The sequence below is a fragment of the Paenarthrobacter nicotinovorans genome (genome assembly GCF_007670255.1).
GTDB lineage: Bacteria > Actinomycetota > Actinomycetes > Actinomycetales > Micrococcaceae > Arthrobacter > Arthrobacter nicotinovorans_B.
This window is the reverse complement of record NZ_SZVS01000018.1, coordinates 39,906-51,997: the sequence shown is the minus strand read 5'-3', so window position 1 is coordinate 51,997 and position 12,092 is coordinate 39,906. Positions and strand designations below refer to the sequence as shown.

The 12,092-nt window shown below is 64.3% G+C and carries 11 protein-coding genes; 6 read left to right on the top strand and 5 right to left on the bottom strand.

Features of this window, described 5'->3' with window-relative positions; translation table 11 throughout:
* The first annotated feature begins 250 nt into the window (after positions 1 to 250).
* Positions 251 to 1,603 (top strand): ParB/RepB/Spo0J family partition protein, encoded by a 1,353-nt coding sequence (locus FDP28_RS19920; protein WP_144663337.1) that lies wholly within the window; start codon positions 251 to 253, stop codon positions 1,601 to 1,603.
* A 718-nt stretch (positions 1,604 to 2,321) separates the two neighbouring features.
* Here FDP28_RS19920 and FDP28_RS19915 read toward each other — a convergent pair.
* Positions 2,322 to 2,657 carry a hypothetical protein gene (locus FDP28_RS19915; protein ID WP_144663336.1) on the bottom strand — a complete coding sequence of 112 codons (336 nt, stop codon included), beginning with the start codon at positions 2,655 to 2,657 and terminating at the stop codon, positions 2,322 to 2,324.
* Between the two features lie 222 nt (positions 2,658 to 2,879).
* On the opposite strand from FDP28_RS19915, the gene mobC reads away from it, so the two are divergent.
* The 5 genes from mobC (at position 2,880) to FDP28_RS19890 (ending at position 8,494) form a co-directional block, all read left to right on the top strand.
* Positions 2,880 to 3,272 carry a plasmid mobilization relaxosome protein MobC gene (mobC, locus tag FDP28_RS19910; protein ID WP_186313729.1) on the top strand — a complete coding sequence of 131 codons (393 nt, stop codon included), beginning with the start codon at positions 2,880 to 2,882 and terminating at the stop codon, positions 3,270 to 3,272.
* Between the two features lie 3 nt (positions 3,273 to 3,275).
* Positions 3,276 to 4,904, top strand: coding sequence for a relaxase/mobilization nuclease domain-containing protein (locus FDP28_RS19905; protein ID WP_144663335.1), 1,629 nt, complete (start codon positions 3,276 to 3,278; stop codon positions 4,902 to 4,904).
* Between the two features lie 27 nt (positions 4,905 to 4,931).
* Positions 4,932 to 6,164, top strand: a complete 1,233-nt coding sequence (locus tag FDP28_RS19900) for a hypothetical protein (protein ID WP_144663334.1) — start codon at positions 4,932 to 4,934, stop codon at positions 6,162 to 6,164.
* A gap of 745 nt (positions 6,165 to 6,909) precedes the next feature.
* Entirely contained in the window at positions 6,910 to 7,503 is a 594-nt protein-coding gene (locus FDP28_RS19895) for a TlpA family protein disulfide reductase (RefSeq protein ID WP_144663333.1), read from the top strand.
* Between the two features lie 13 nt (positions 7,504 to 7,516).
* Positions 7,517 to 8,494, top strand: a complete 978-nt coding sequence (locus FDP28_RS19890) for a cytochrome c biogenesis CcdA family protein (protein ID WP_144663332.1) — start codon at positions 7,517 to 7,519, stop codon at positions 8,492 to 8,494.
* 116 nt (positions 8,495 to 8,610) lie between these two features.
* Here the strand turns inward: FDP28_RS19890 and FDP28_RS19885 are convergent, their stop codons facing one another.
* From FDP28_RS19885 to merB, 4 genes are all read right to left on the bottom strand, one after another.
* Positions 8,611 to 9,117, bottom strand: coding sequence for a DUF1440 domain-containing protein (locus tag FDP28_RS19885; protein WP_144663331.1), 507 nt, complete (start codon positions 9,115 to 9,117; stop codon positions 8,611 to 8,613).
* A gap of 81 nt (positions 9,118 to 9,198) precedes the next feature.
* On the bottom strand, positions 9,199 to 10,548 hold the full coding sequence (locus FDP28_RS19880; protein ID WP_144663330.1) for a dihydrolipoyl dehydrogenase family protein: 1,350 nt from the start codon (positions 10,546 to 10,548) through the stop codon (positions 9,199 to 9,201).
* A gap of 161 nt (positions 10,549 to 10,709) precedes the next feature.
* A complete protein-coding gene (locus FDP28_RS19875) occupies positions 10,710 to 11,318 on the bottom strand; it encodes a hypothetical protein (RefSeq protein ID WP_260842550.1) in 609 nt (202 codons plus the stop codon).
* A 74-nt stretch (positions 11,319 to 11,392) separates the two neighbouring features.
* Positions 11,393 to 12,058: an organomercurial lyase MerB gene (merB, locus tag FDP28_RS19870; protein WP_144663328.1), complete on the bottom strand. Its 666-nt coding sequence runs from the start codon at positions 12,056 to 12,058 to the stop codon at positions 11,393 to 11,395.
* Positions 12,059 to 12,092: the final 34 nt, after the last annotated feature.

Sequence of the window (12,092 nt, the reverse complement as noted above, 5' to 3'; positions counted from 1 at the left end):
GACGAAACCACAGCCTTCACCCCACCCGCAGAGCTCGCTGCTTGACTTCCTAAACACGTGAGATGTCTGCGTCGCTTATTTCCTTTCGAAGATTTCCAGCACCTTGCCCTGGCGGGAGGAGACGCCTCTGTCGGCCCCGTAGAGCACTACGTGCCAGCAACAAAAAAGCAACTGGGGGAGAGGGGAGCTGGCCGGTCACCCAGGCCGCCCGACTCACCCACCATTTCGGCAAAGAATGGAGCACCACCACATGAACGCAGCACCCACACTGGAAATGCTCGACCCGGCAACCTTGAGCGTTGATCTGAACGTCCGCAAAGACGCCGCCCTGACCGCTGACTTTATTGCCAGCATCAAGGAACACGGCGTGATGGAACCCGTGATCGCGCACCGCAAGGACGACGGCACGGTGCATGTGCTGATGGGACAGCGCCGCACCCGCGCCGCAGTCGAAGCCCAGCGCCCTGAAATCCCGGTGATGATCATCGGGTCCCCGGAAGAGGCCCAACGGATCGTTACGCAGGTCGTGGAGAACATCCAGCGCGCGGAACTGACCGAAGCGGACGAGGCAGACGCCTACCACCAGCTGTCCCTGATTGGTGTTTCGGCGGCATCGATCGCGAAGAGGACCGGACGGAAAAAGGCCGCCGTCGAGGGTGCGTTGAAGGCCAAGGCATCCGAGGCCGGGACCGCCGCCCTGGACCGGGGGTGGAGCATCGAGACGGCCCTTATCATGGCCGAGTTTGAACAGGACGAAGCCGCGACGGCCGAGCTTGAATCAGTTCTCATGGACGACCCCGACCAGCTGCTCCACGTCGCCCAGCGGTTGCGGGATCAGCGCGAAAGCGCCGCAGCCTTCGCTGCGCTGATCGCCGAACTCGAAGCCCAGGGTAAGACGATCGTGGAGGAGGCCGGACACCACTCCGACGACGAGAACCTCTACGTCACAGCCGCCAAAAGGGAAGACGGGGAACCGGCCACCGAGGAGGACGCGAACGCCGTCCTGATCACCACGGATTACCGTGGCCAGCACCGGACCCACTCAGTTATCGCTGGCTGGAAGGACACGGACTTCGTCCCGAAGTACGAACGCTACGACGGCGGCAGCAACGTCCAGAAAGGCCCGATGACCGAGGAACAGAAGGCCGAACGGAAAACCCTGATCGCCAATAACAAAGCGGCCGAGTCTGCCACCATCGTAAGGCGGGAGTTTGTCCGGAACCTGTTGGCGAAGAAGCAGGCGCCGAAGGGCTGGCAGCACTTCACCGCGTACGCGCTCACGCACCACCCTGAAACGGTCAGCGGCTACGACGGAAAGGTGGCCGCTGAGATGGTGGGAGCGAAGTCCGACGAGTCCGATCGGTGGGGATGGAACCCGCTGCGGGATCACGTGGCTGCGTCCACGGCCCGGCCTGAGTTCTCTTTGATCGCACTGGTTTGCGCAGGGTATGAGAAGACCATTGCCAAGGACTCATGGCGGTCCCCATCTCAGACCCACCGGGACTACCTGAACCAGTTGGTCGTCTGGGGATACACCGCAAGTGAGACCGAGCAAATGATCATCGACAGCGGCAAGCCAGCCGAAGAAACCGAAGCGGCATAAGAAGCCCTTGCCGGGCGGAACCCCCACCGCCCGGCAAGGACCCGGCCACTCACCACGGGCAGGGCCAGGAACCTCCCGCAGGTCGGGCGGTCCGCCGCCCAGGGCGAACCAGGTTGCCGCTCACCAGCGGCGGACCGCCATAAACGCGCCCACCGTTCATGAAAGTAGGTGCCGCGACTTCACGACAGTCCAACAGCTTGTTCAGTTGTAGTCATGTGCACGGCTTCAGCTAAGCTGGGGCCATAGATTTCCTTTTTTGCCGAAGGACACGAAGGGCCGGCTAACAAGCCGGCCCTTCGTGTTTAAGCCCGTCTTTCAAGAAAGTGGACCCTGCGCTGTTCCTGGTTGTGGTGATCCCCGCCAGTAGCTCGCTGGGAGCCCCCCTGTGCCTTAGAAGCCGGCCATACGGCCCCGGTTCCTGTGCCCGCCCATGCCGGCCCCGCGCAGTAGATATGTTTCGTCCCGGCTGAAAAGAACCCGACCGAGACGGTAGGGGAGACGGCAACGCTCAGGCTTGGACCATGGGAAACTGTTCCGGTTTTTCCTGCCCCGATGGACGGAGGCTGTGCACGGCCACCGCTCGCCCAGGGCAAGGTGTGGACGGTTGGTTACGTGGTGGTTGTGTGCAGCCGGTTCGGTGGGTCCTGTCGTCCACATGTGTGCGGGGCAAGCCCGGAGGAAATAGCTTGCGCCGTGCACATGTGGGCGAGGGGTGACGCTACCAGTTTTCGCTAGTTGTCCCGATCAGTTCCTTCTCACGTGCGGCATCATTAGCTGGCTTTGACTGGCGCGTCGTCCTAGCGCCTTTGGGACGCCCGCCGGCCTTCCTGGCCGGTGCGTCCAGCCCGAAGCCCCGCAGGTCAGATTCGGTCCAGTCGGCCCTGAGGGCTGCCTGGTAGTCCTTTGCATACTTCTGCTCTGCAGCTGCGAGCAACTGCACGGCTTCTTGCAGTTCGACGCTGCTGGCAGCAGCGGTCTTCACTGCGTTGACTCTTGCGTCCCTGACGGCGTCAATTTTCGCGGCCGCCTTTGCGGCAATGTTGTCGATATCCATGCCGTCAGCCTAGTAGTTGAGTTCGGCACCAGAGGCGAGGTTTTCGGGTGAGTTGCACAATTGGTGCCAAAACAGCCTAACGAAACCGTGCGGAGCAAGCTATACATTTACACGGGTGTAAATGGGCGTGTCCTGCACTGCTCCTGCGTCGCTGTTTGGCACACTGGCTTGTGGGTCCCCGTTTGGGGTCGCTGCGCTGGGCCTTTGGAAGGGGGGATTGGAATGTCCGATGAGGAGAACGCTCATCGTCCCAATCTGTCCCGCCGTCGTCGTGCGAACACTCCGGCCGGGACGAAGAAGCGCCGTGACGTGTGGGTCACGGTGGAAGAGGAGGCAGCGCTCGTTGCGAGGGCCGAGCGGGAGAAGGTGACCGTTCCGAACCTGTTGGTTTCGGCGGCGTTGGCCGAGCGCACGGACTCGCCCACGGAGCGTCGAGCTATCGGCGCTGAGCTGATGCAGCTGCACAATCTGTTGGCTCGTTCCTCGAACAACATTAACCAGCTGGCACGTCACGCCAATGCCACGGGTGAGTTTCCCATTGAGGCTCGTGAAGCCTTGAAGCATATCCGCTCGGTTGCTATGCGCATTGACAGAGCTATTGAAGGGCTGATGTAGCCGGTGATCCCGAACATCACCCGCGGTTCCCGGATGGCCGGCCTGATGGTTTATCTGGCCTCCACAGACTCGGACAAGACGAAGAACGCGCACACCGACCCGCACCTGGTTGCCGGCGATGCTGCCGTGATGAGTTGGTACGACGACGGCGTCCTGGACAACGCGGATGCCCTTGCCATCGCCAAGCACCTGGATCAGCCACGGAAGCTGTTCGGCGTCTCCGTTCAGATCAAGGATTTCGCTTGGGATGCGACCAAGAAGCAGCGCGTCCACGTCGGCTACAAGGACGCGAGCGTGTGGCATTGCTCGCTGAGTTTGCGCGCCGAAGAAGGTGCGCTGACGGACCAGCAGTGGGGCGACATCGCGAACGATTTCGTGGACGCTATGGGTTTCACTGCGGCCAGCGGAAAAGCGCAGTGCCGGTGGGCGGCGATCAACCACGGCACGAGCGAGAACGGCAACCACCACATCCACATTGCCGTCTCCCTGGTCCGGGAAGACGGTACCAAGGCATCGACCCATGGGGACTATAAACGCGCACAAAAGACTTGCCGTGAGCTGGAAGCCAAGTACGGCTTGGAGCAACTTTCCAGTGTGTACGCCACCCGTGGTTACGACCGGGCGGAGAAGGCGACCGCCGTACGGGACGAGCGCGAGATGCACAGGGCTTCACTGGCACGGAAGGTCCGTGCCAGCGCCGGCGCCTCAGCGACTGAAGGGGAGTTCGTCCGCCGCGCCCGTAACACGGGCATCCTGATCCGTCCGCGCTATGCGAAGAACACCACCGACGTCATCACCGGGTACTCCGTGGCCGAACGGCCCAAGCCCGGGGAGAAGCCTGTCTGGTTCGGTGGCGGTACCCTCGCATCCGACCTGACTTTGGGTGCGCTCCGTCAAGGATGGATGGACTCACCGCACGCGGCGACCGAGGCAGCAGCCGAGTGGAACGCAGCGGCACGCAACAAGCGCACCGTCTCCAGGACCGGACCTGAACGGGCAACACCGTCGCCCCAGCTGTGGGTTGAATACACCCGCAACGCGACCGCTTTGGCAGAGCAATTGCGGTCCATCCCACTGGACGATCACGCGACCTGGTCGAAAGTAGCACGGGACGCTTCCGGAGCGTTCGCTGCATGGTCCCACCGTCTCGAGCCCACGCCCGGACCACTGGCGGCCACCGCGGCTGAACTGTCGCGCACAGCCCAGCTGCGCGCACCCCGGGAGCACGGACGGCCTGTGGCTTTGCCGTCCATTGCCGGCACGGCCATGCTGTTCCTGGCGGCATCGAGCAAGAACAAGACAGCGGCGCAAGCAGCACTCATGGTGCAACTGGCGAACATGGCCCATGCCATCTACGAGATGCATAAGCAATCCGGCCGAACACGGGAAGCCGAAAGGATCCGCGCCGTTGTCGCGACGCAACTGAAGCCCTTTGCGACCACCATGCCGCCACCGGCTACCGTGGGCGGGCCGGCCCCGGCACCGGAACGCGGCCAGGAACGAAACGCCGTGGAGCTTGGCCTGCGCGGGATGGCTCCGATCCGTCCCGGCTCCGCCGTTCCCGCCACGGCCATACCCGCGAAGACACCCACCCGGACGGGACGGGATGCCGGGCCTGTACTTGACCGATAAAAACACCACTAGTGCGAGGGGAACACCATGAGTGAATCGGACGGAATGGACGACCTGCTGGACGGCGGATTGCGGCAATCGCTGATGATCGCATCCCGGATTGCCGAAACGCTGGCCCGCCACAGGCAGGAAGCACGACGCCAACAGGAACACCACGACGCCCAGGCTGTACACGACGCGCAGGCACGCCTCGCGGCGGAACGCAGCGCCGCCCACGCGGCGCTCGTCCCGGTGGAAAAGGACCAGTGGTGGGACAAAGCCCAGCCCTCCGATATCGCTACGGCGTACACCGTCGCTGAATCGTGGAAGGACCACGACCCGACGGCTCTTTCGGCATCGGAGAAGATCCGTCAGGAAGTCCTGACACGGTACGGCATCGACACCCGCGACGTCGGTACGGACGCGGTGTACCTTGAATCAGGTATCCACACCATCGCCGCCGAAAAGGCACGGCAGGAAGCCCTCGACCGCAGCCAGGAACAGACCCGCAAAGCTGCCGCCGAACACGAAAAAGCCATGCAGCTACTGGCGGCCGCCCGTGCCGAAGAACTCCGTGCCCAGGCTGCAAAACTCGCACCCGAAATGGAACGCCACCATGTGCCAGTGGAATACCTGGCCAACCCCGAACTGGCCCAAGCGCTCCAGCGGGCACACAACGCAAGGACTCCCAAAGCGATGGAAGCCGCGGACGGAGCTATTAGGGAACGCATGTTCCTCATCAGCAAGGACGGCATCAACGGACCCGACATCGACCACCTCAGGCAGGAAACCACCGCGAACGTAAACGGGGCAGGAGAAGAACACTTCAAAGACCCTGCCTTCGTAGACGCCGCCAAGAATCTCCACGAGGCCAAACTCCTGGCCGAGGGCGGATTCACGGGCGACAAATGGTCGACCCAGGAGCAGCGGTACGAGCGAGCTGAGAAGGAACTTTTTGCCCGCATGGAAGGCGTCGGACACGAGATTGAGAAACGCGTCACCGGCAAGAACAGCGGCCGCCTTGAAGACCAAGGACTGAAAGCCGAGACGACCTCGGCCGCCGACTACGGCTCGGCCGAACGTCAAAACGCTTTCGCCGCATCACTTGCCACCACCGGCGCCAACGAGTCACAGGTACGCGGCCGAGTAGCAGCGGAACGCAGCGAGGCCACGCACCCCCGCGCAGGCCTCACCACAGGCAAAAAGGCAGCTAAAGCACGAAAGGCCCCATACGGGGCATCAAGAGGGGCTGAGCGAAGCAAGAACGGACTAGGCCGCTAGCGCTGCTAGTCATCATTCGAGCAAAGCCAGGCCCGAATGTAACGCAAACGCTGCTTCCGATACATAGATAACGGACACGGGTCATCAGACAAGACACGCCGGTGTTCCGACCAGTTCAGCTGTCATTTTCAGAAGTCGTCTGCACTTAATATCCGAAGTCGTCTGCACTAGCCGTCCCCGCGGTGGCACGACTGCAAGTGTGCAGAGACCAAGGACGGATGAGAGCCACCTGTCAGGGCCACAAACTTACCCGGATCGCTGACTGCTCCATGGGGAGGCTTGACCTTCCCCTCTGGTGGAAGGTCGACACTGGTTTCAGGAGATTGTTTTCATTCTTGAGGAGTAATCGTATGTCTAATCGTCCGTCCGCCCCTTCGGGGGGAATCCGGGGCATTTTGTTCGCCGTCGGGGCCGTTACCCTGGCCGTTATCTGTTGTGCCGGCCCGGTTCTGATCGCAGGGGGTGGTCTCGCCTTGGCGGGCGGGGTGATTGGAAATCCTGCCGTCCTCGCAATCGGTGCGCTCGTTGTTGCGGGAGCCGTCGCGTTTACTGTGAGCCGCCGCCGCGCCCGTGCGCGGGCAAATGAAGTACCGGGCGGGCAATCCGAGGGCGGGTCATCCGCTGCTGAGGCTCGTGCCCCGAAGATGGCTGACTGCTGTGACCCCCGGAAGACCGGGGCCAACGCTTCCGCGCAGAAACCGGAAAGCCGGGACACTTCATCCACGAACGGAAGGAACAGCCGCCCATGACCACTTCCACATCACCGTCAGCAACCCGTCCGACACGGCAACACCCGCGCCAGCGGCCCGCAGCACGCGCAGGTGCACTGATGGGCGCGCTGCTGACCGCAATACTGCTCGCCGGCTGCGGCTCGACTACCGGCGCAGGCGCACCGCCGAGTGCAGCGGCTTCCTCAAGCGCCGGCACCGGTTCGGGGTCCGCGGTTGCGTCTGTCTCGGTGAAGACCCTTAACGGCTCGCCGCTGACGCTTCCGACGGGTAAACCGACTGTCATCTATTTCTTTACCGCCTCCTGCGGCCCATGCGCCACCGGGGTGAAGAATGCTGCCTCTGCCCTGGCCAAGGCCGCCCCAGGCGCGCAGGCCGTGACCGTCGATCTTGATCCCAGCGAGCCGACCGAGGTCCTGAACCAGTTCATCGCCTCTCTCGGCAACCCGCCGGTCACGATGGTGCGGGACGACGGGACCCTGTTGAAACACTTCAACGTCGATTCCCTCGGGACGACGGTCGTCCTGAACTCGTCAGGTAAGGAAATCTTCCGCGGCGTCGATCCCTCCGCCGACGAAACTGCCAAGGCCCTCGCGGCCGCCGGCTCGTAGGAGGCAACGCCAAATGACTGGAACACTCGCCTTCGCATTCGGCGCCGGCATGCTTTCGACCGTGAACCCCTGCGGATTCGCCATGCTTCCGGCTTTCTTGGCCTACTACATCGGCCGGGACGACACCGCCACCGGCTCCGCAGGTCCGGGACTGCTCCGCCGAGCCCTCAGCGGCCTCGGCGCAGGGGCCCTGGTCAGCCTCGGATTCGCCGGGATCTTCACCATTACCGGACTGCTCGTTGCTTTCGGGCTGCGCAGCATCATCGGCGCCGTCCCATGGGTGGCCGTCCTGATCGGGGTCCTGCTCGCCGGAGTCGGCATCGCGATGCTCGCCGGCCGGCGCGTGGGGCTGGCCCTGAACTCGAACCGGATCAACCGGCCTGGTCGCGGTCCGGGCTCGATGATCGCCTTCGGAGCCGCCTACGCCGTCGCCTCGCTCTCCTGCACCCTGGCGGTGCTGCTGGCAGTCATCGCCCAGGCCCTGGCAGCGAACAGCATCACAGCCCTGGTTTCGGTCTTCGTGGCCTACGCCGGAGGGGCGAGCATGGTCCTGATCCTGCTGGCGCTCTCCTCGGCACTGGCCAGCGGAGCCTTGGCCAAAGGACTGCACCGGGCCTCACGCTACCTGCCCCGGGTCGCCGGAGCCGTACTCGTACTTTCCGGCGCCTACCTTGTCGCTTACTGGGCGCCCGCGCTGGCTACAGGCCGCCCCAATCAGGGCATCGCCGGAGGGATGAACGTCGTATCTTCGGCAGTGACCGGGTTCATCGGGGCCAATACCGCCATCATCGCGGTTCTCGCCCTCTCCCTCGCCGCGGCCGTGCTGCTCGCGGCCCTCGGGACACGCAGGCGCACCGACGGGCAGGCGCCGAAGGAACCTCAAGAGGACTGCTGCGCACCCGCAGCCGAACCGCATGTAAATGCCGCCAACCACTCCGCCGCGGACCTGAACCGCACGACCCCTGCATCACATGACGTCCCGCCAGCCTGACGGCGGAACACGGAGGCGCCGGGGCAAAGCGGTTTGATGAACACACCTGGACCCCGGCGCCGTCGAGCCCCCGGCCGGCAGTCAGCTGAGCTTGGGTTCGAGACCGTCGGGGAAGATCACGGTCGGCGGCCCCGCAGTGCCCAGAGCGTCTCGCAGGTTGCGGCTACGGCGAGCCCGAACACCTGGTGGGCGGCAAAGCCGCGCAGATGCGTGACCAGCGGGTAGGCGCGATTCGGGGCGCTGAACCCGGCCAAGGGTGTCAGCACTTCATCGGCGATCAACGACATCGCCGTGCCCGTGGCGAGGCCGGCGGCGACCACTCCCATGCCTGTGCTGCGGCGCAGCAGCACATACAGGGGCGACCAGCTCAGCGCGAGACCGTAATGCATGAACAACGAAGCGCGCTCCAGCGCTTTTCCTTCCAGCCGTATCCCGGCGGCACCGAAGATTTTCTTCGCTGCCAGCTCATACGGCGGACCCGGCCGGGCGGCGTCTTCCCGGGCCCGGTCCTGTGCGGATTCCAGTTCGTAGAGTTTCATGCTCACCGGTTCCATGGCCTTGGTCCCGACGTAGCCGGCGACCCAGGCGGTGACCAGGTCTTCGAATGCTTCAGTGGCTTTCATGATGGCCTTCTCCCTTGGTGGCAATCGTGTAATCCCGGATTCCCCGGAGGCAGGCAACAACCTTTGGGGTGTGTGCGGTGGCTAGATGTCGAGTGTGTCCAGGGCGGCCTGGTAGGCCTCGTTGTAGGTCGGGTACTGGGCGACCTGGTCCCGCAGGGTGTCGATGGGGATCCGGGCGCGGATGGCCAGGGAGGCCTGGTGTATCCATTCCCCGGCCATCGGGGCCACTGCCCAGGCGCCGATCAGGACCTTGCGGTCGGTGTCGGCCAAAAGCCCGAGGTGTCCGCGGGGATCCCGTTCGTAGGTCCAGGGCCGGGTGATGGCTGCGGCGAGGTCGATTTCCGTCGCTGTGGTGTTCAGTCCCTGCTGGTCTGCCCGGGCTTGGGTGAGGCCGGCTGCGGCGATTTCCGGGTCGGCGAACACTACCCGGGGAATGCCCTCGTAGAAGGCCTTCCGGGGTTTGCCGAGAATGGCGTCGGCCGCGATACGGCCCTGGTATTTCGCGACGTGGGTGAAGGGCATGATGCCGGTGACGTCCCCGATCGCCCACACGTTCTCGCCGGCCCGGCAGTGTTCATCGACCTGTACCTGCCCGCGGTCGCCCAGGACCACTCCCGCCTGTTCGAAGCCCAGGTCCTGGGTGCGCGGGGTGCGGCCGGTGGCGAAGATGAAGACGTCGGCCGCCACCTCGGTGCCGTCGTCGAGGTCAAGGACGCTCTGCCCGCCTGCACGACGGCCGCGGCGGGCGTTGACTCCGAGGCGGATGTCGATCCCGGCTTCGGGCAGGTATTTGCGAGCCAGTTCACCCGCGCGGGGTTCTTCGCGTTCCAGGAGCCGGTCCCCGCGGTGGATCAGGGTGACCTTGACTCCGAAGCTGGCCAGGAACGTGGCCGTCTCAATTCCGACGGCGCTGCCGCCGACGATGACAGCGCGCTGCGGGAGGGTCGTGGCCGTATAGGTTTCCCGGTTTGTCCAGGCCGTGATCTGATCCAGGCCCTCCAGAGCCGGGATGACCGGGTCGGAGCCAGTCGCGATGATGATGTGTTCCGCGCTCAGTTCCCGGTCGCCGGCCCGGATCCGTTCCGGGCCGGTAATCCGGGCTTCCTCTTTGATGACCACCGCACCGTGGCGGGCGTACCCCTCGATCTGGGCCTTGTCATCAAGATGCCTGATCATGTAATCGCGGTAGTCGCTGGTTTCGGGCCAGTCCAGCTCCGCCCCCGACACCCCGGCCGCCCGGTGCGCTTCCGTGCGGACCTCGGGTGGCCTGAGCACGGTCTTGGACGGCACGCAGGCCCAGTACGCGCATTCCCCGCCGATGAGCTCGCGCTCGATAACAACGACCTTCTTCCCGGCCTTCAGCAGACGGCCCGCGGCGACTTCCCCGCCAGGTCCCATCCCCAGCACTGCCACATCGAAATGTTCGCTCATCGTTTGTCCCTTCAATCGTCATTGGCCGTTCAGGTTCTGGTCGAGCGTCCCGCAAGGGCCCGGTTCCCGCGGAGGATGTTAGCCGCTGTGTAGGGTCTTCTCCCCGGTCTCATGCCGGTGCGGAAAGGTTGCGGGCGGTGGTTGCTGGAGGCACTTGTCGTTCAGAGGCCGGGCGGGAACGCGTATTTCGGCTGGATCATGGCCACTTCGTTCCCGTATACCAGCGCGATCTCGTCATGGGCAGCCAGGACAACTTCCGTCAGACCCCATGTCTTGGCCTTTCCGTTGACGTACACCGTCCACTTGCCCGCTTCTGAACTGCATTCGGGGCCGATACATCCGGTGCCGCCGAGCATTCCCCATTCTTGGAGAACCTGGCCCAGGGTATAGCGCTGGCCTACCGTGGGCGCCTCGATGTGGATTATCCCGGAGGTGTCATGGGTGTGCAGGGAGGATATTCCATTGGGTTTACCGTCCGGGCCGAGAGTAATCCCGATGCCCTCCGGAACCGTCACGGGTTTCCCGTGCACGACCACGTCAAGATGGGCATGAAAATGCTCCGCCGTCCCCTCGGCCGTCAGGACAGGCAGCCCTGCGGCCTGGATCCGCCCGGCAGCGCTGGCCGGATCCAGGCCCCATGTGGGTACGGACGGTCCCGTAGGAGTGGCCGAAGCGGTCGGGGCCGGGGTTGTCCCCGGTGCCGAAGACGTCGGGGCACCGGAACACCCGGCCAGAGCCAGCGCTGACAGGGCGGCGGCGGGCAGGGTCATCCAACGCTGTTTCATGCGTGAGGGGTGGCCTTTCGGCGGGTCCGGGATAGGGGAGGGCGTCGGGGCGGTGGGTGTTAGCAGCTGCAGCTTTGTGCTCCGTTGTCCGGTTTCGTCCTGTTCTGCGGGGTGATGCCGGCGAGCATTTGTTCGGCCATGGCGGAGGCCAGGCGGTATGCCTCGTCGACGGGGATGACGGTGCCGTCGGGGTGGTTAATGAGCCAGGGTTCCGCTTCTTCGGGTGAGGCGAAGAAGTGCACCTGGTTGCAAAAGGATGAGCGGACAGAACTCATGTCCTCCGGATTGACCAGTGAGACCACGGCGGTGGCCGGCTCAACACTTGTCACACCGGCCTTGTCGACCCGCACCCGTACGGGAGCTCCGGTTGATTTGTAGGCGGATTCGATCCGCGCGGAACCACCCAGGAGGGTCGGGAAGATGAGTGTGTCCAGTGCGCACCAGGTGTAGAGCTGTTCGCCGTCGACTTCGAAGCGGTGCTGGGTGGGGCGCTGAGTCAGACCCTGCCCGATGATCCGCCCGGACCCGTCGTACTCGGTGTCGGCCATGGTCTCCAGTGAGGCGCGGATTTCCTCGGTGGTTCGGCCGGTGGCAGCGGTGAGGTCATTGACGTCGACCGGGTCGCCCTGGGCGAGGAGTTTCAGTAGGGGCAGCCACAGCCAGGGCTGCATGCTGGTTTCGGAGGAGGCGAGGCGGTCGGTGACCTGGTTGATGTTGTTTGTCATCGTTTTTCCCTTCTGTTGGGGATTGGGTGTGAGG